Origin of the sequence: Lactiplantibacillus herbarum, assembly GCF_001039045.1 — a bacterium.
Taxonomy (GTDB): Bacteria; Bacillota; Bacilli; order Lactobacillales; family Lactobacillaceae; genus Lactiplantibacillus; species Lactiplantibacillus herbarum.
In genome coordinates, this window is the sequence record NZ_LFEE01000033.1 from 20,437 (window position 1) to 39,849 (window position 19,413).

Annotated in this window: 16 protein-coding genes and 1 riboswitch; of the genes, 3 read left to right on the forward strand and 13 right to left on the reverse strand. The window is 46.6% G+C overall.

Translation table 11 applies throughout. The annotated features are described in order from the left end of the window. Positions 1 to 436 precede the first annotated feature (436 nt). Complete coding sequence (locus ACG95_RS09970) at positions 437 to 1,282, reverse strand: alpha/beta hydrolase (protein ID WP_048000363.1); 846 nt, start codon at positions 1,280 to 1,282, stop codon at positions 437 to 439. 230 nt (positions 1,283 to 1,512) lie between these two features. Here ACG95_RS09970 and ACG95_RS09975 point away from each other — a divergent pair, with 230 nt between their 5' ends. The 3 genes from ACG95_RS09975 (at position 1,513) to ACG95_RS09985 (ending at position 6,722) form a co-directional block, all read left to right on the forward strand. Continuing rightward, on the forward strand, positions 1,513 to 3,099 hold the full coding sequence (locus tag ACG95_RS09975; protein ID WP_048000364.1) for a PucR family transcriptional regulator: 1,587 nt from the start codon (positions 1,513 to 1,515) through the stop codon (positions 3,097 to 3,099). A gap of 101 nt (positions 3,100 to 3,200) precedes the next feature. After that, positions 3,201 to 3,299: riboswitch (purine riboswitch) on the forward strand. 59 nt (positions 3,300 to 3,358) lie between these two features. Further along, positions 3,359 to 4,693, forward strand: coding sequence for a nucleobase:cation symporter-2 family protein (locus ACG95_RS09980; RefSeq protein WP_048000365.1), 1,335 nt, complete (start codon positions 3,359 to 3,361; stop codon positions 4,691 to 4,693). 718 nt (positions 4,694 to 5,411) lie between these two features. Then, on the forward strand, positions 5,412 to 6,722 hold the full coding sequence (locus ACG95_RS09985) for an NCS2 family permease (RefSeq protein ID WP_272946175.1): 1,311 nt from the start codon (positions 5,412 to 5,414) through the stop codon (positions 6,720 to 6,722). Positions 6,723 to 6,823: 101 nt separating this feature from the next. Here ACG95_RS09985 and ACG95_RS09990 read toward each other — a convergent pair whose 3' ends face one another. From ACG95_RS09990 to purE, 12 genes are all read right to left on the reverse strand, one after another. Further along, the gene (locus ACG95_RS09990) at positions 6,824 to 7,720 is read right to left on the reverse strand and encodes an SDR family oxidoreductase (RefSeq protein WP_048000367.1); all 897 of its coding nucleotides are present in this window, start codon (positions 7,718 to 7,720) and stop codon (positions 6,824 to 6,826) included. 195 nt (positions 7,721 to 7,915) lie between these two features. Beyond that, positions 7,916 to 9,163: a phosphoribosylamine--glycine ligase gene (purD, locus tag ACG95_RS09995; protein WP_048000368.1), complete on the reverse strand. Its 1,248-nt coding sequence runs from the start codon at positions 9,161 to 9,163 to the stop codon at positions 7,916 to 7,918. 15 nt (positions 9,164 to 9,178) lie between these two features. Then, positions 9,179 to 10,711, reverse strand: coding sequence for a bifunctional phosphoribosylaminoimidazolecarboxamide formyltransferase/IMP cyclohydrolase (purH, locus tag ACG95_RS10000; protein ID WP_048000369.1), 1,533 nt, complete (start codon positions 10,709 to 10,711; stop codon positions 9,179 to 9,181). Position 10,712: 1 nt separating this feature from the next. Beyond that, a complete protein-coding gene (purN, locus tag ACG95_RS10005; RefSeq protein ID WP_048000370.1) occupies positions 10,713 to 11,291 on the reverse strand; it encodes a phosphoribosylglycinamide formyltransferase in 579 nt (192 codons plus the stop codon). Continuing rightward, positions 11,281 to 12,309, reverse strand: coding sequence for a phosphoribosylformylglycinamidine cyclo-ligase (gene purM, locus ACG95_RS10010; RefSeq protein ID WP_048000371.1), 1,029 nt, complete (start codon positions 12,307 to 12,309; stop codon positions 11,281 to 11,283). The genes purN and purM overlap by 11 nt, the downstream gene beginning before the upstream one ends. Then, a complete protein-coding gene (purF, locus tag ACG95_RS10015) occupies positions 12,306 to 13,760 on the reverse strand; it encodes an amidophosphoribosyltransferase (RefSeq protein WP_048000372.1) in 1,455 nt (484 codons plus the stop codon). The genes purM and purF overlap by 4 nt, the downstream gene beginning before the upstream one ends. Continuing rightward, positions 13,745 to 15,964 (reverse strand): phosphoribosylformylglycinamidine synthase subunit PurL, encoded by a 2,220-nt coding sequence (gene purL / locus ACG95_RS10020; protein WP_048000373.1) that lies wholly within the window; start codon positions 15,962 to 15,964, stop codon positions 13,745 to 13,747. Before purL ends, purF begins: the two co-directional genes overlap by 16 nt. Further along, a complete protein-coding gene (gene purQ / locus ACG95_RS10025) occupies positions 15,957 to 16,631 on the reverse strand; it encodes a phosphoribosylformylglycinamidine synthase subunit PurQ (RefSeq protein WP_048000374.1) in 675 nt (224 codons plus the stop codon). The genes purL and purQ overlap by 8 nt, the downstream gene beginning before the upstream one ends. Before the next feature lie 2 nt (positions 16,632 to 16,633). Next, the gene (gene purS / locus ACG95_RS10030; RefSeq protein WP_048000375.1) at positions 16,634 to 16,888 is read right to left on the reverse strand and encodes a phosphoribosylformylglycinamidine synthase subunit PurS; all 255 of its coding nucleotides are present in this window, start codon (positions 16,886 to 16,888) and stop codon (positions 16,634 to 16,636) included. Beyond that, positions 16,875 to 17,621: a phosphoribosylaminoimidazolesuccinocarboxamide synthase gene (gene purC / locus ACG95_RS10035; RefSeq protein WP_048000376.1), complete on the reverse strand. Its 747-nt coding sequence runs from the start codon at positions 17,619 to 17,621 to the stop codon at positions 16,875 to 16,877. The genes purS and purC overlap by 14 nt, the downstream gene beginning before the upstream one ends. A 2-nt stretch (positions 17,622 to 17,623) precedes the next feature. Next, complete coding sequence (gene purK / locus ACG95_RS10040) at positions 17,624 to 18,754, reverse strand: 5-(carboxyamino)imidazole ribonucleotide synthase (protein WP_048000377.1); 1,131 nt, start codon at positions 18,752 to 18,754, stop codon at positions 17,624 to 17,626. Continuing rightward, positions 18,738 to 19,220 (reverse strand): 5-(carboxyamino)imidazole ribonucleotide mutase, encoded by a 483-nt coding sequence (gene purE, locus ACG95_RS10045; protein ID WP_048000378.1) that lies wholly within the window; start codon positions 19,218 to 19,220, stop codon positions 18,738 to 18,740. The genes purK and purE overlap by 17 nt, the downstream gene beginning before the upstream one ends. Between the last annotated feature and the right edge of the window lie 193 nt (positions 19,221 to 19,413).

Here is a 19,413-nt window from a genome sequence, read left to right on the forward strand (position 1 = left end):
TAATTTCATAGCTGAGCGTTGTCAGACTCCTCCTCACGGCTAATTAAGCTTCAAATATTGATAATATTTCACCTAACTTTGATTTAATTGATCACTATTCAAATATGACTCAATTGACAGTTACTCAATAACCACCAGTCAGTTTTTAATCAACATCTTATCAATTGGAAAATCACCTCCGAGATACATTTTAGTGATCACAACCGGTTAGTTTTAAAGTTAGGTGCGCACACGTAACTTCTTACTGCCATCCAGCCGTGAGGGGCGTCCTGACAATGTTCAGTGGTGAAATTATCCTTGGCTGAGTGGTCTTCTCGGCTAGGATAAGGCCAAGCTTAAAGATTGCAGCGGGGTTTTGCTGAGCTTTAAGTGTGCCCACCACGTTCCAATCATTGTCAGGACGCTATTATCTGCAAAGTTTATCCTAAAAATATTGTTATTTAGCTTTGATATTGCCACTTGAAGCACCAGCAATCTGAGCTTCAAGTGGTAACCAATCCAAGGCTTGGTATAAGTATCGGTCCCAGAAGTCCCACTCATGCGCACCTGGTCCCGTGACGTAGGTGTGTGCAACCTTCATTTGCGTTAGAAAAACATCGAATTCCTGATTAACTGCAAACAGATCGTCTTGTTCACCGATGGCTTGATAGATTGCCGGCAAGGCCACTTTTTCAGTCAATAAACGTCGTACCAACACTTTCAGATTAAAGTCGCTCGCACCAACTTTACTTAGATCAGGTCCAAAGATACCTTGCCAAAATTGTCGCGTTCGGGCAAACCAATCAGCGTTAGTTGGTAAATGCGTCATGTCGTCCCTAATTTGAATTGCTGCCGACAAAGCGACGATTGCACCAAACGTTTGATGATATTTCAGGCCATTATACAGAGCACCATAACCACCCATCGATAGACCACCGATGTAAGTATCGGCCCGTTCGTGTGATAGTGGGAACGTCTTGCGTGTAAAATCAACTAATTCCTCGCCAATCAGCTGACTGTAAAGTTCGCCAGACCAGTCGTGATCGACATAGAAACTATTCTCACCCGCAGGCATGACGACTGCTAAGTCACGTGCTTCTGCCCAGCGCTGAATACGTGTTCCAGTGACCCAATCCTGTTCACTGCCCAGAATACCGTGTAATAGATATAACGTTTTGAAAGGTTTGTCACTAGGACGCGACGTTTGCCCATCAAAGTAAACCTTGTCCGTTGGTAGAATGACCGTAGCGGGGACGGTGCGATGTAGCGCCATCGACATGAAACTAACGTTAAATAATGCCATTTAGAAACACTCCCTCATCAAATTTCTTCTTATACAAATGAAAGCCTTTTCTTAACCTTCTGTCAACTATTCCAATAATTAGCTTTATTTGATGGTGATGATAAATACGCGCAACTATTTCAATCTGTTAATTCATTTATTTTTAATCTATTTTTCATTTAATTATAGTCAAACTACCAAATTATCGGTATACTACTTGTTAAAGATAACTAATTCAAGGGGGCCAAACCATGCGTTTACAAACACTATTACAAACACCATCAATGCAGCCAATGCAGGTAATTGCTGGTGAACGCGGTCTTGAACGAGAGATCAGTACGATTGGCATGATCGAATCACCCGACATCGCTGCCTACTTAACGGCTGACCAATTTTTAATTACTAACGGCTACCCTTTTGTTAATGCAACTGATCCAATTACGCTCATTAAAGCCATGCACAAGGCAAACTGTGCCGGTCTTGGCTTGAAAGATCAGCGATACATTGATCACTTACCACAAGCAGTGATTGACTTAGCCAATGAATTAGCTCTACCGATCATTATCACACCAAGTGACGAGTTGATTTCTAAAACAATGCGCAAAATGCTCAACATCATTCTCAACTCACAGACTAACGAACTCAGTCGCATTGTCACGGCTAACCAGACGCTTGCTGACTTATTACTTAAAGACCCTTCTAGTACGGACGTTCTCAACACGTGTAGCGACCTACTGGAACACCCACTATTCTTGATGGATAGTCACTTCCGAGTGGTTAGTGCCTCCCATAATTTACCGTTTGAGAGTGACAGTCTGACGGACTTTTTGCGTGACGAAACTAAAATCGATTATTTCAATTTACATACTCGCATCACACTTCCATATCAGGTCGCCAATCTGACCATCGCCCCACTGTTCTCAGCTTATAAAGAAAATAAAGCCTTCGTTGGTGTTGTAGATCTCAATCCTGATAATTCAACGGACCAGATGTTAATCCAGGTCGTCCTCAATACACTTAGTTTTGTGAACAGTCGGACTGACATGCTCAACGAATCAGCCTTTCGTAACCAGAGTGGTTTTTACTTGAACGTTATGGATGGCGGCATTTCTAACGACTTAATCAATAAAACTTTGAAAACTCAAGATGTCGAACCCAGCACCCAATTTCACTGTGCCAGCCTACTCGTGATTACTAATCATCAGCCGCTCCTCAGCGATCATCTATTGGAACAAGTTCAACAATTGACGCTCTGGTTCATTAAGGAATATCAGATTCCAGTTATTGCGTTCTCCCTTAAACAACGACTAGTCCTACTGATCAATGAACGTCAGAACGCACAACATTTTCTCACGGCACTGGTGCAGTTCGTTCAACCTAAGCTCGATAAAACAACTCGCTTAGTGGTCGGCTACAGTTATTCAACGCTGCCATTGACCGAATTAGCAACCATCTATAACGAAGCCGCTGAAGCCCTAACTATCAGTAAACAGAGTCCTAACGCGATCACGATCTACCGACCAAAGTACGTTAAAGAATTAATGTCGCTGATTCCCACTAATGAATCACGCTCATTCGTCGAACGAGTCCTCGGCGGCATCGTTACTGGCATCAGCGCTAATGAGCAAAACAATTTATTGACGACACTCTACAGTTATTTTTATTACCATCAAAATATTGCAGAAGTCGCTGGTCACCTCGATATTCATCGTAATACCGTTATCTATCGACTCAAAAAAGTCGAAAAGATGCTCAATCTTGATCTCGACGATCCCGAACAAAACCAAACTTTATCGATGGCCATCTTATTGTGGCATAACCAACAAGCATTAAAGTGAACGTTTTCATTTTAATAATCGCTCATGTTCACGAATTTACGAACATTATTTTATTCGGTTCAGTTTGTATTCGGATTTCATCTATGCTAGAATTAACCTCAATCAAATAAGAAGTAATTGCCTATATAATGTCATGATATGGTTGACGAGTTTCTACCCAGCCCCGTAAAGGTTGGACTATAAGCAAACGAGGTCATCCCGTTTGCCGGGGTGACTTTTTTTATAGGCAAATCAACTTAGTCGAGAGAGGAAGATTGATTTGAAGGAAGTATCCGTAGCACCTAAGATTTCCAATGTCAAAGCGGCAATTTTAGGGTTTCAACATCTGTTAGCAATGTACTCTGGTGACGTACTTGTGCCACTCCTAATCGGGGCCGCCCTGCACTTCACCACCGAACAGCTGACCTACTTAGTATCGATCGATATTTTCATGTGTGGGATCGCCACGTTCTTACAGTTAAAACGAACGCCATTAACCGGGATCGGCTTGCCAGTCGTCTTAGGTTGTGCGGTTCAGGCGGTCAACCCGCTGATCCAGATCGGTAAGACCTACGGATTAGGAACCATGTACGGCTCAATTATTGGTGCCGGAATTTTCATCTTTCTGATTGCCGGCCTCTTCTCCAAGATTAAAAATTTATTTCCACCAGTCGTAACGGGTTCACTGATTACAATCATCGGCTTCACCTTAATTCCAGTCGCCTTCCAAAATCTGGGTGGTGGCGATGCAACTGCCAAAGACTTTGGTAACTTGCAAGCGCTAGGCATCGGCTTCTTAACGATTGCCATTATTCTCCTACTCAGTGTCTTTGCGCGTGGTTTTATGAAGTCCGTTTCCATTTTAATCGGGATCTTAGTGGGTACCTTAGTCGCTGGCGCCATGGGCATGGTTTCCCTAAAACCAGTTATGGAAGCTAGCTGGTTCCACTTACCAACGCTGTTCTACTTTGGGACACCCCATTTCCAATGGTCATCAATTCTAACAATGATTCTCGTTTCCTTAACCACGATGGTCGAATCGACCGGGGTCTTCTTCGCGCTCGGTGATATTACCGGTCGGAAGATTGAAGGCGATGACTTAAAACGGGGTTACCGTGCGGAAGGAATCGCCGTTATTCTCGGTGGTTTGTTCAACACGTTCCCTTACTCGACCTTCTCAGAAAACGTCGGTGTCGTTCAACTTTCTGGTGTTAAGACGCGTAAACCAATCTACTTCTCAGCAGCATTCTTAGTTGTCTTAGGACTCCTACCTAAGATTGGCGCACTCGCAACCGTTATTCCCGACCCTGTCTTAGGTGGCGCAATGGTTGTCATGTTCGGAATCGTTGGGATTCAAGGAATTCGGATGTTAGCTCAAGTTGATTTCCGCAATAACAACAACTTGTTAGTTTCCGCCGTTTCAATCGGTTTAGGCCTCGGTGTTACCGTCCAAACTAATATCTTCCAATTCTTACCTGGTGCCTTACAGATCATGTTAAGTAACGGGGTTGTCGTTGGTAGTCTGACTGCCGTCCTACTCAACCTATTATTTAACCGCCACGCCGTTGAAAATACGATTGACGACGAAGCCGTGGGATTAAACGAAACTGAATAGTCATTAATCTATGTAAAAGTTTGGGCCTAAATGCTCAAACTTTTTTATTTCCTCACTAAAGCCTAAATCATTGATTTAACCCAGTAGTTCATTGACTGACATTTAATATTAGTCCTCAATTCACCGTTCCGTCAGCCAGGGAAACGTGCCGTGGGGACCGGTCCCAGCCAAAGTCCGGTCTGGGGCCTCGCTTCGGAGCCTAAAGAACAAGTCTCCCAAGACGTCCCGCAATCTAAGGCGGCCAAGAACGCCTCCTAAGATTGCCCACACGGCACATTTCCCCAGCTGACTTCACTTAACCATCTCTTTTACTCATACCCAACTTGCTCAAGAAAGCTCAGATTCACCACAGTTACCAAAATAATAGTCCATTTAGCCGGAGGTGGGCAGTACTAGCGGTGCTGTGAAAGTGGCTTTAGTCCGGTGATGTTCCGGACTTAGGCCACGGGCGTCCTTGATCATTGGCGAATTGTGCCGAGGATCAAGACGAGGGTTAAGACCGCTTTTCAGGCTTAACCCGGTCCCCACAGCTGAGCTAGTACTGACCACCGGAGGCGAAATCGGTGCATTATTCGCTGAGACATCGCATTATTATTTTTTCAATATCAGTAAAGCCACCGATTAACCAAATCCGAATGCACCCTGTTACCTTAAAAACCAGTATGTTATACTAAATAATTGTTTGATTGTTAACTTTTTATTATTTTTTTAGGAGTGAATTATTATCTTAGAACAATTATTTCATTTACGCGCAAACCATACTTCGGTTCGTCGCGAGCTCATTGGGGGGCTGACGACCTTTCTCGCCATGTCATACATTTTAGCCGTAAATCCCGAACTATTGGGTAGTGCCGGCATGAGTAAGACAGCCGTCTTTACCGCTACCGTGTTGGCCGCAATGGTCGGTAGTTTGTTGATGGGACTAGTTGCCAACTTCCCAGTTGCATTAGCTCCCGGAATGGGACTCAACGCCTTCTTCACCTATACGGTGGTTCAAGAATGGCATATTCCATGGCAAACGGCTTTGGCTGGGGTCTTCGTTGCTGGGATTCTCTTTATTCTGTTAACCTTATCAAAATTACGGGATAAACTGATCAACTTGATTCCCAGTGCGTTAAAATACGCGGTTTCAGCTGGGATCGGCCTCTTCATCGCCTTCTCAGGTCTGCAAACGTCTGGGATTATCGTTGCTGATAAATCAAACGCGGTTGCACTCGGAAACTTGCATAATCCAACCGTATTGTTAGCTATTTTCGGGATTATCGTTGGGGTTATGTTAGTAACTGCCAACGTTACTGGTGGTATTTTCTGGGGCATGTTCATCACTGCTGCAGTCGGAATGATCTTCGGAATTATCCCATTACCAACTGGGATCGTTAGCGCTGTCCCAAGTGTTCAACCAATCTTTGGTCAAGCCGTTACCCATTTAGGTGACATCAACTCATTACAGATGGTGATCGTTATTCTGACCTTCTTCATCATCGGCCTGTTCGATACTTCGGGTACCCTAGTTGGGGTTGCCACCGAAGCTGGGATGGTCGACCAAGAATCTGGTGAAGTTAAGGGTGTTGGTAAAGCCTTATTCAGTGGTGCTCTAGCAACTACTTTGGGTTCAATCTTCGGGACTTCACCAACGACCGCCTACGTTGAATCAACTTCTGGCGTTGCCGTTGGTGCCCGTACCGGGTTATCATCCGTCTTTGTTGCCCTACTATTTGCAGTCGCCGCCTTCTTCTCACCAGTGCTTACGGTGATTACTTCGGCCGTGACCGCTTCTGCTCTGATCATCGTTGGTATCTTGATGCTATCGAATGTTCAGTACATCGACTGGACGAAGTTTGAAATCGCAGTACCCGCCTTCTTCACGATGATTATGATGCTGTTGACTTACAGTATCTCTGAAGGTCTGGCTGTCGGCTTCATCTTCTACCCAATCACGATGACCGTAAAAGGCCGTTGGCGTGAAGTCAACGCTTTGATGTGGACGATGATGGTCGTCTTCATTCTCTACTTTGCGTTCGTGGCTTAATTCTTTACAACTTATCATTCAACTAAAAAACTGCACGCCATTAGCTGCCAGCTAACGGGGTGCAGTTTTTCTGTTTGACCAGTATTTGTATTTGATTAGGGCTATCCCTGTTGGCCACTCCGGTAAGCCTCGGCAAAGACCTGCGCAAAATCAGCCAATTTGACGTCACCTAACTTAGGATGATGGGCCTGATAGTCGGCAGCAAAGTTATGATCACGTTGATAAGCGACCGTTTTAACGTACTCATTGGCAAATGCTGCTGGAACTCCCGCCGTTACCAGGTTTTCAGTCATGGCTTCATCCGTAATCTGAACCACTTTTAAGTCTGGCATCTGCAAGCTCTGGCTCAACGCCGTAGCAACTTCCGCGTACGTCTTTTCATCACTAGCAACGTACTGCATCGTCACGCCCGCAACAGGTTCAGTCAACGCTTTAATAAGAACCCTCGTCACGTCAATTGGTGCGACCCATGAATTGACCGTCAACAAATTAGCATTGGTGTAGATAGCGTGCAATTGCTTAACAGAAGCTAAACTACTCAATAAGTTGTAATACATACCAGTTGGTCGAATAAAGGTTAAGTCAACATCTGGCAAACCAGTCGTCAACGTCTTTTCAATCAGGTTATACATGTAAAGAGAGCCAACTTCTGGTCCAAGATTGGCACCAATACTGCTGAGATTAACGACTCGTTTCACGCCAGCAGCTTTAACTGCCTGCACGTAAATATCAGCCTGTTTTTGAGCGGCGGCATAAATATCAGGTGCCGCGGTAATGCCCGTCAACATCAAGTAAACAACATCCGCACCCTTAAACGTTTCTGTTAGAAAATCAACGTCATCAATACTCCCGATTGCGGGAATCCCACGAAATGCCTTAATCAGTGCACTGCGTTTAGCATCATGACTGATGACCGTTACCTGATGCCCTGCCCGTCCTAGTAGCGGCACTAAGGTTTGGTTAATATGACCAAGTGAACCTGTTAGAACAATTTTCATTTTTAGGAACCTTCTTTTTTAAGTATCGCTGCATTTTCCATCCGTCATTGATTATAAAAGACCGGTTGGGGCCCTGTCAATTTTAGGTCCGCTTACCGTCTCCACTAAAAAACGCCCCTCGCTACAAGGACGTTTCGTTTGAATCAATTATGAATCGAGCAACCACAACCAACAGCTTATTTTCAACAGCCTGAATTATGCTTCATTAGGATTAGTAGCTAACCCCTTCGCACCGATGTCAGTCCGGTAAATCAAATCACCGACCGCTAACTGGTCAATTTGCTGATAAGCTGCTTGTTGCGCCGCGGCCAAATCAGCTGCATGAGCCGTGACCATCATGACCCGACCGCCGGCACTCACTAATTGCTGTGGACTACCAGCAACACTAGCATAATCAGCACCAGCCAATGTCGGTACCGCTACTCCAGCTTTCGTTGGCCCGGGATAACCCGGAGCCGCCAGTACAACACCAAGATAAGTCGCCGTTGTTTGCCACTGAGCCACTGGCTGACGATGCTGCAATAAATCACCGATAACTTGGTAAAAGTCACTCTGTAATTGTGGCAGTAAGATCTGGGTTTCTGGATCACCCAAACGCAAGTTATACTCGATAACTTGTGGCCCATCAGCGGTTAAAATCCCACCGACATAGATTACCCCTTCAAAGCTCAGATTATCTTCAGCTAAACCCGCAATCGTTGGCTCAATAATCGTCGCAACGGTTTGCTGGATGATAGCTGGCGTAATTTGGGGCACTGGCGAGTAGGCCCCCATGCCACCGGTATTCGGACCCAGATCACCATCGTTTAACCGCTTGTGATCCTGCGCCGTTGGCAACAAGACGTAGTGTTCACCACCAACTAGCACCATCTGTGAAAACTCAAAGCCATCAACAAAGTCCTCGATTAGCACGGTCGAACTAGTTGCCAAAGCGGTCGTTAATGCGGTCGCTGCTTGTGAATAACTAGTTGCGACCGTGACACCCTTACCCGCAGCCAAGCCATCAACCTTGATGACTTGAGGGAGAACGTGTCCCTGACTATAAGCCAGTGCCGCTTCCAAATCATCAAATTGCTGATAAGCCGCCGTTGGAATGCCATGACGTTGCATGAACTGTTTCGCAAACACCTTAGAACTTTCTAACCGAGCAGCCGCTTGATGAGGACCAAACACAGCTAAACCAGCTGCTTGAAAATAGTCGACAATGCCAGCTGCTAAGGGGACTTCAGGGCCCACAAACGTTAATGCAATCGTATTTTCGCGGGCAAAGGTTACTAAACCAGCAAAATCCATCTCATCAATTGCGACCGTTTGAATGGCATCCAGCGTCATTCCAGGATTACCAGGTGCACAGTAGACTGCACTGACCTGAGGGCTTGCCAACATTGCTTTAGCAATCGCGTGTTCGCGGCCACCACCACCAACTACCAGTACTTTTGCCATTACAATTCCTCCTAATTAATGCCGGAAATGCCGAACCCCTGTCGTGACCATCGCAATGCCGTAACGATCAGCCATTGCAACTGAATCCTTATCGCGAATACTACCACCCGGTTGAACAATTGCCCGAATACCGTGTTGAGCAGCGTATTCCACACAGTCGTCCATTGGGAAGAAAGCGTCAGACGCTAAGATGGCGTCCTCGTAGTCATCCTTACTCATTGCCTTATCGATTGCAATCTTGGTTGAATCGATTCGGTTCATCTGGCCAGAACCAATGCCTAACGTCCGGTCTGCCGTTGTCACGACCACGGCGTTACTCTTAACGTGTTTGACGACTTGTTGCCCAAATGCCAAGGCTTGTAGTTGAGTTGCCGTTGGTTGGGTCTTGGTCACGATGGTAAAATCAGCTGGAGTTTCAAAGGCTGCGTCAACTTCTTGACGTAACAGTCCCCCACCAACTGAGATGGTTTCAAATTTATCGGCCGTATGAACTTGGTCAAAGTCGACCGTCATTAAACGGAGATTTTTCTTCTTAGCTAATACTTCTAAGGCGTCATCGTCAAAACTTGGCGCGATAATAATTTCAAGGAACAAGGCGTGCATCTTTTCCGCAGTTGCAAGGTCAACCGGACGATTCAATGCAATGATGCCACCGAAGATCGAAATTGAATCTGCCGCGTAGGCTTTATCCCAAGCAGTTTCAATCGTGTCGCCTAAACCAACACCACATGGATTCATGTGTTTCATGGCAACTACCGCCGGCCGGTCGTATTCACTAACCATCCGTAACGCAGCGTCCGCATCCTTGATATTGTTGTAAGAGAGTTCCTTACCGTGAATCTGTTTGGCACCAGTGATTGAAAAATCAGTTGGCAAGGCGTTAACGTAGAAAGCGGCCTGCTGGTGACTATTTTCACCATAACGAAGGGCCTGTTGCTTGTCATAGGTTAACGTCAATTTATCTGGAAATTCTTCAGTTGTTAAGTATTGGGCGATCAACGCGTCGTACGCAGCGGTATGCTGGAAGACCTTCGCTGCTAAACGTTGCCGTAATGCAGGCGTGATGGCATCCGCCTGCAAGTCAGCTAAAATCTGATCATAGTCAGCTGGATCAACAATTGGTAGTACCGCCGCAAAGTTCTTAGCGGCCGAACGTAACATCGAAGGGCCACCGATATCGATCTGTTCAATCGCTTGTGCCTGTGTAACGTCTGGTTGTTGAATCGTTGCCTTGAATGGGTACAGGTTGACAACGACCATGTCGATCGGCTGAATGCCAGCATCCGCTAGTTGTTGCATATGTTTCGGTAAGTCCCGGCGAGCTAATAAGCCGGCATGAACTTTCGGATGTAACGTTTTGACCCGACCATCAAGCATTTCAGGAAAACCCGTAACTTCTTCGATACCAATAACGGGTACGGCAGCGGTTTCCAATGTTTTTTTCGTACCACCAGTTGAAATCAGTTCATAACCTAGATCGACTAATCCTTGAGCAAAAGCCGTTAAACCTTGTTTATCTGAAACACTTAACAACGCACGTTTTGTCATTTTAGATTGCTCCTTCATTAATGAGTGTCTGTAAGACGTCGGGATAAAATTGATGTTCACATTGATGGATCCGAGTTGCTAACGTATCGACGGTATCCGTTGGAATGATGGGTACCGTCCGCTGAGCAATAATTTGGCCAGTATCGATACCGGCATCGACATAATGGATTGTCACACCGGTTTCATTAACCCGTGCGTTAAACGCATCTTCGATTCCATGACGACCCGGAAAATGTGGCAATAAGGCCGGGTGAATATTAATAATTTTATGTGGATAAGCTGTCAATAAAGTCGAGCCGATAATTCGCATGTAGCCAGCTAATAATAAGGCATCGACTTGCTGGCGCTGTAACGCCGTCAAGATAATCGCTTCGGCCGCTGCCTTATTCGCGTAGTCGTGAAAGTTGACGACCAGTACTGGAACATTGACCGCCTGCGCTTTAGCAATGACGGGTGCTTGCGCCTGATCACAGACCAGTAGCGCAATCTCAACAGCCAGTTGCCGTTTAACGATTGCTTGTTTGAGTGCGACAAAATTCGTCCCGTTTCCAGAAGCAAATACTGCAATTTTAGTTGGCATGGCCCGCCTCCTCAAAGACGACTGGGTCGTTTCCTACTTGGACACTACCAACCTGATAAAAGGCTTGCTGAGTAACAGTCAAACTAGCCGTTACAGCCGCCAAATTTTCAGGATGAACGGCTAACACCATGCCTAAACCAAGGTTAAAGGTTGACCGTAGATCCGTAATCGTCAAGTCACCCAACTCTGCTAGTAGCGTCATAATTGCGGGTACTGGCCAGCTGCCAGCTTTGAAAGTTGCACTTAGATCACTAGGCAAAGCCCGAGCAACATTTTCAATCAGACCACCGCCCGTAATGTGGGCAATGCTGGCAACCAATTTGGCCTGTAATAACGGCTGGACACTGTCGACATAAATGGTCGTTGGTCGCAGTAATTCCGTCTGCAAATCATGGCCTAGTTCTTCAAAGACATGATTCAATTTAAAGTCATGCTGTTTGAACAAGATTTCGCGTACGAGGCTAAAACCGTTTGAATGGAGCCCGTTCGATGGTAAGCCAATCAAGACGTCCCCCGCTTGCACATTGTCTGGTTTCAACAAGTCAGCACGATTCGCGATTCCAACAGCAAAGCCGGCTAAATCATAATGATCTTGACCATACATATCGGGCATCTCAGCGGTTTCGCCACCGATTAACGCCGTATGTGCTTGCTGACAACCGTCAACAACCCCTGCTAAAATATCCTTCACGCGTTGTTGGTCAGTGTGACCTAATCCTAGATAGTCTAAGAAAAATTGCGGTGTGGCGCCCTGCGCTAAGATATCGTTAACACACATTGCCACTAAGTCGATTCCAATGGTTGTGTGCTGGTGAGCTTCGATTGCAACTAATAGCTTAGTCCCAACACCATCCGTTCCGGCAACCAATACTGGATCATTAGCAACTGCATCAGCTGTCAGTGGGAAGAGGCCACCAAACGCGCCTAGTTGAGCATTACCGCTCATCTGTTTGACTGTTTTTAATACTTCGTAACCGGCATTAATATCAACGCCCGCCCGTTTGTATGCATCACTCACTTGCTCACCCCTTCATGATTCGCTGTTAACTGCTCGATTTCTGCATCATATTCTGCCTGGTAATCATATAAAGGTGTCGGATAGTTGCCATTAAAGTAAGCCATACATAGCCCACCATCAGGCGCATCACTGTCCAAACTAACCGCGTCAACAACCCCCTTAACACTTAGAAATCCCAAGGAGTCGGCACCGAACGTCTCGCACATTTCTGGTAAAGTCTGTTGCGCGGCAATCAGTTCGCGAGTCGTCTGAATATCAATGCCGTAAAAGCAAGGGTAGCGCAATGGTGGTGACGCAATCCGTAGATGAACTGACTTAGCACCCGCATCCTTTAATAATTTAACGATTCGTTTACTAGTGGTCCCGCGCACAATCGAGTCATCGATCAGAACGACCCGTTTACCCGCAACCACCCCTTTGACGGCAGATAGCTTCATCCGAACCCCCTGCTCACGCAAAGCTTGTGTCGGCTGGATAAAGGTTCGTGATGAATACTGATTCTTGATCAGTCCCATCTCGTAAGGCAACCCACTCGCTTCGGCGTAACCCGTCGCTGCTGACAGCGAAGAGTTCGGCACCCCAACAACGATATCGGCATCGACCGGCTGTTCAACAGCTAATTGAGCACCCATCCGTTTACGTGCTGAATGGACGTTGACGCCGTGAATATCGGAGTCTGGCCGCGCAAAGTAGATAAACTCCATGGAACAGATGGCCAGCTGCGTATCCGTTGTGTAGTGATCAATCGTCAAACCATGATCGTCAATCGTCAGTAATTCGCCCGGCTGAACGTCCTGAATAAAGGTTGCCCCAACCGTATCCAACGCACACGTTTCGCTACAAACAACGTAGCCACCGGTAGGCAATTGACCGACAACTAATGGTCGTAACCCGTTTGGATCTAACGCTGCAAACAAGCGATCGTTTGTTAAGAGTAAGTAAGCAAAGCCGCCATGAATTTGACGTAAGGCGTCTTTAAGCTGCTCAGTTAACGTACCAGCGGGACTGCGTCGAATCAAATGCATCAAGATTTCACTGTCGGAGCTAGCGTGGAAAATGGCTCCCCGTTGTTCTAAGCTGCTGCGTAACGTAACTGCATTCGTCAAGTTACCGTTATGTGCTAGTGCAAATTGTGAATCACTGAAGTTAAAGCTCAATGGCTGAATATTTTCTAAACCATGATTACCAGCAGTGGCGTAACGAACATGACCCACCGCCGCGGTTCCCGTCAGTTGTGCTAACCGTTGTGGATCACGGAAAACATCGGCCAATAATCCTAGTCCCCGTTCCGTACGCAATTCACCATGGTCATTGGCCGTAATTCCGGCACCCTCTTGTCCACGATGTTGCAGGGCATGTAAGCCAAAGTAAGTCAGTTGCGCAGCGTCTGGTGAACCCCAAACGCCGAAGACCCCACACTCTTCATTTAAACTCTTTAGCTCAGTAGACATGGTAAGGCCCCTTCCCACAATTGTTTGGCAAAACTAACCTTCAAATCAAAGTCCTGATCGGCCGTCCGAACTAATAAGCGGTCAGCTGCCGTGACTTTTCCTAAATAAGTCGCGTATGGCTCCATCATCTGTTCAAAAGCAGCTTGATGTTCCGGCGTCACGGAAATGACAAAACGTGATTGGGTCTCCGCAAAGAAGTTGGCTGCTGGTAAGTCACTGGTCAGTTCTACACCCAAGTTCTGTGGGAAACATGATTCAGCGATGGTCGTAATCAAACCACCTTCAGAGACATCGTGAGCGCTGGCAACTAGCCCTTTTTGAATCGCGGCTAACAATAAGCGTTGATTACGGTTTTCAGTTACGAGGTCGAAGTCAAAGAGTTCACCCGCAATTGAGCCCGTCAGCATCTTTTGTAACTCGGTCCCATTAAAGTCGGCACCCGTTGTTCCCAGGACGTAAACCGCATCACCAGCGTGTTTGAAATCACTGGTCGTAATATCTTTTTGGTGTTTAATTAAACCGACCATCCCAATCATTGGTGTTGGGTAGATGGCCTCACCGTTAGATTCATTATTGAGCGACACGTTACCAGAAATAACTGGCGTATTGAAGAGTTGGCAAGCACGAGCAATTCCCATCGCTGATTCATCCAAATCGTAGAACTGATCTGGCTTTTCAGGATTACCATAGTTCAAGCAATCCGTAATTCCTAGTGGTAGACCACCGGAAGCAACGATGTTACGGGCAGCTTCGGCAACCGCAATCTCGCCACCAACCCTTGGATTCAAATAGAGGTAACGACCGTTAACATCAGTCGTGACGGCTAAGGCCTTATCGGTATGACGAATCCGGATTACCCCGGCATCAGAACCGGGTTTGACGACCGTATTCGTCTGAACTTGAGAATCGTAAGTCTCATACAGCGATGCTTTCGAAGCAATCGTTGGTTGTTGTAGCATCTTTTTAAGCGCACCCGTCGCATCCACGATCCGTGGCATGAACTGGTGGTGACTCTGATGATTCAAGCGTGCTGGTCGCTTCTTATCCCGTTGATAGACAGGCGCTTTGGTTGCCAAAGCATCAACTGGCACGTCCGCCACTAACTTACCGTGGTGGAACAACTGGTACTGATGACCATCCGTAACTTTACCGATGGTGACTGCATCCAAGCCGTATTTTTCAAAAACTTGATAGATTTCAGCTTCGGCACCAGCCTTCACACACAGCAGCATCCGTTCCTGTGATTCTGACAGCATCAGTTCAAACGGGATCATACCCGTCTCCCGTTGTGGGACGAGGTCAAGATTAAGCTCCAGACCACTACCCGCTTTCGAGGCCATTTCAGCAGACGATGACACTAAGCCCGCGGCACCCATATCCTGAATACCGATCAGAACAGCTTGGTGCTCGTGGATTACTTCTAAGCAGGCATCCATCAGCAGTTTTTCCATAAAGGGATCCCCTACTTGAACCGCTGAACGTTGGCTAGCCTTGGCATCGTTGAATTCAGCTGAAGCGAATGAAGCCCCATTGATCCCATCACGTCCAGTTTTAGCACCGACGTAAATCACACTGTTGCCAATCCCAGTCGCTTGACCCTTTTGAATGTCAGCCTGGTCTAAAATACCGACGCACATCGCGTTAACCAGCGGATTCTTCTGATAACTGGCATCAAAGACGGTGTCGCCGCCGATCGTTGGAATCCCGATACAGTTCCCATAACCACCAATCCCAGCAACGACTTGAGAGATCAAGTACTTCGTGTGGGCATCGGTCGGTTCACCAAAACGCAGGCTATCTAACAAAGCAATTGGTCGCGCACCCATTGAGAAGATGTCGCGAATAATACCACCAACCCCGGTAGCAGCCCCTTCATACGGCTCCACTGCGGAAGGATGGTTGTGGCTTTCAGCTTTAAAAACAACGGCCTGACCGTCACCGATATCAATAATCCCAGCACCTTCACCAGGACCTTCTAACACTTGTTCACCCTGCGTCCAGAACTTTTTAAGTACAGGCTTGGAATTCTTGTAAGAACAATGTTCACTCCACATGCCAGAAAACAAGCCGGCTTCCGTATAGTTGGGGAGGCGCTCCAAAACCTCATCCGTTAAAAGTCGATATTCAGCATCAGTCAATCCCCAGTCACGGTAAGCCTTTGAATCCCGTAATTCGGTTGGTGATAACGTACGTTGCTTAAGCATTGGCAACCTCCTCATGAGTGAGCATTGATTGAAAGATTCCGAGTCCATCGGTTGATCCTAAGATTGCTTCAACGGCTCGTTCTGGATGGGGCATCATCCCCAAGACGTTACCCGCTTGATTCATGACACCGGCAATGTTTGCAGTACTACCATTGGGATTGTCGACGTATTCAAAGACAATTTGGTGGTTAGCGCGCAGTTCCGCCAACGTCGCCTCATCACAATAATAATTACCTTCACCGTGTGCGATTGGTAATGCAATTTCAGTAGTCGTGCCATACGCACTGGTAAATTGAGTTTCTGCATTAGCAATGCGTAACGGACTAGTCTTACAAATAAACTTAGCCGTTCGGTTTGCTTGGAGCGCACCAGGAAGTAAGCCAGCTTCGGTCAATACTTGAAACCCATTACAGATCCCAACAACGGGTTTGCCAGTCGCCGCAACTGCCTTTACTGCTGCCATAATCGGTGCAAATCGTGCAATCGCCCCGCTACGCAAGTAGTCACCGTAAGAAAAGCCACCTGGTAAAATCACCGCATCGTAACCGGCTAGCGAAGTCGCAGTTGCGGGAACTAAGTCAGCAGTTGCGTGCAAAACATCACGTAACGCGTTGACCATATCATAATCACAGTTAGAGCCAGGAAATACTATGACGGCAAATTTCATGGTTACAGGGCCTCCATCTCGGTAATTTCGTAACGATAAGTTTCCATGTTGACGTTCGCTAACAACTGATCACACATCTCATCTACTTCAGTCTCAACTGGTCGATCATCCGCGCACAGCTTGATTTCAAAATACTTACCTAATTCCACCTGTTCAACATTGTTATAACCTAGTCGGTGTAACGCGTCATTGACGGCTTCGCCCTTAGGATCAAGGATCGATTGTTTGTAAGTCACGTAGATTTTAATCAGATACATGTTGATCCTCCTCAACGGTTGCTAAACGAGTTAACACTTCTTGATAGACCGGCGCTAAGTCACCGAGGCCCTTACGAAAGACATCCTTATCCAAGGAGTCCCCCGTCTTTAGGTCAACTAACCGGCAACTATCTGGGGAAATTTCATCAGCTAGTAACACTTGCCCCGCTGCCGTCATGCCGAATTCGATTTTAAAATCAACTAATTGAATCCCCATCTCAGCAAAGATCGTGGTCAAACGTTGATTAACGAGTAAGGCTTGGCGTTTCATTTCGGCAATCGTTTCAGCAGTGGCAACCTTCAACGCTAAAACTTGTGAATCATTGATAAACGGATCATCGAGTTCGTCACTCTTGTAGAAGAATTCGAGGACGGGTTCCGCAAACTTAGTCAGATGTTCCGCCGCAAATTTACGTTCAAAACTACCAGAAGCTGCATTACGAACAACGGTTTCTAACGGAATCATGGTTACTTTGCGAACCAACTGAACGTAATCAGAAGGTTGGTCAATGAAGTGATTTTCGATACCGTGAGCAGCCAAATCTTTAAAGATCAGCGTAGAAATTCGGTTATTGAGACGACCCTTTTGTGCAATTTCAACCTTACGTTTGCCGTTTAGAGCGGTTGCTTGGTCTAAGTATTCAACCCATAAAACTTCGGGATCATTGGTTGCGTACATCTGCTTTGCCTTACCTGTATAAAGTAATTCCTGCTTCTCAATTGTTGCCGTCATAATTATTGTTCTCCCTTCAACAATGCCAACGAGGTTAACGCCGAATCAATATCTTCATTTAAGACCGTTACGTGTCCCATCTTGCGTTGGGGCTTTACGGCCGCTTTGCCATAATCATGGAAATGCCACTCTGGATGGTCAATTAAATGTTGCCGAGCTAACGTGAGATCTGCTCCTAACAAGTTTCGCATCACCGCCGGACTCGTCTGTGTGATCGCTGGAATTGGCAAACCGCAGATACTGCGGATATGAGCCTCAAACTGTGAAATGTTGCAGGCTTCAATCGTGTAGTGTCCCGAGTTGTGCGGACGCGGTGCGAGTTCATTCACTAGCAGCGTGTCATCTGGAAGTACGAAGAACTCGATTCCAAGTACCCCACGCAGTTCCAAGGCATTCGCGATGGAAACGGCCATCTTGCGCGCCATTTCATGAACGGTTTGCTGGACATTAGCTGGTGCAATCGTCGTATGGAGAATGTGGTGTTGGTGGCGATTCTCAACCAGTGGGAAGGTCGTGACCACCCCAGCCGCACTCCGCGTCACCATCATGGAAACTTCGGTACGAAATTCTTGCCGTGCTTCTAAGATACATGGTTTATCCAACAAAGCTAACGCATCATCTGACGGTTGGGCTTCATTGATATCAGCCTGACCGTGACCATCGTAGCCACCCGTCACCGTTTTAAGAATTGCGGGTGTCCCTACCCGATTTAAGGCGTAATTCAAGGATTGCTGATCGTTAACCGGGGCAAATGGGGTTACCGGGATGCCGTGGTCGTGGAGGAATTGTTTCTCATTTAATCGGTCACCCGTAATATGTAACAACTCGGTGCCCTGAGGAAGTTGTGCGTAACGTTGCGCTGCAATTAAAGCATCCTCATCCACATTTTCAAATTCGTAAGTTAGCACATCGCTGCGTTTGGCTAATTCCATTAGAGCCGCCGTATCTTCATACGCTGCGGTAATTTGGAAATCAGCAACTTGACCAGCTGGTGCTTGTGGCGTTGGATCGAGAATCCCAACGTGGTAGCCCATGGCCTTGGCACTCAATGCCATCATCTGACCTAGTTGACCACCACCGACAATGCCGATAGTTGCGGGTGGTAAAAGTGGGTGTTTAAAATTGGCGTTCACTCTGTTCAGCCTCCTGCCGTTGTCGAGTACGAAAATCAAGGACTGCTTGTTGAACCGTTGCATCCTGGAGCCCAATGATTTGAGCCGCCATCAACGCGGCGTTCTTGGCCCCAGCTTCACCGATGGCCATCGTCGCTACTGGTACACCAGCCGGCATCTGAACAATCGACAACAATGAGTCGACACCGTTCAGTGCGCGGGTCTTAACTGGAACCCCAATCACTGGTAACACCGTATTAGCAGCTAACATCCCGGGTAAATGGGCTGCGCCACCCGCGCCTGCGATAATCACTTGCAAGCCGTTATCAACGGCCTGTTCACCATACGTTTGTAAGGCCCGTGGCATCCGGTGAGCAGAAATAACGTGACGCTCATAGTCAATTCCAAGTGCACTCAGTTGATTAGCAGCCAACTCCATCACTGGCCAATCAGAAATCGAACCCATGATCAATCCAACTTTTACCATCCCAATCCCTCTTTCCGTGTTTTCATGATTAGTTTAACAATTAGCGCGGGTCGCTGTCAACGAATTTCTTAACTTTATCTATAAATCAACGTTTTATTGTTCGTGTTTATTTAATTAATGGTATTTTTTATAACAAACACATCCCAGTCGAGCAGGGTTGTTTTCGCTAGTTTAGCAACGTTATTAAACACTA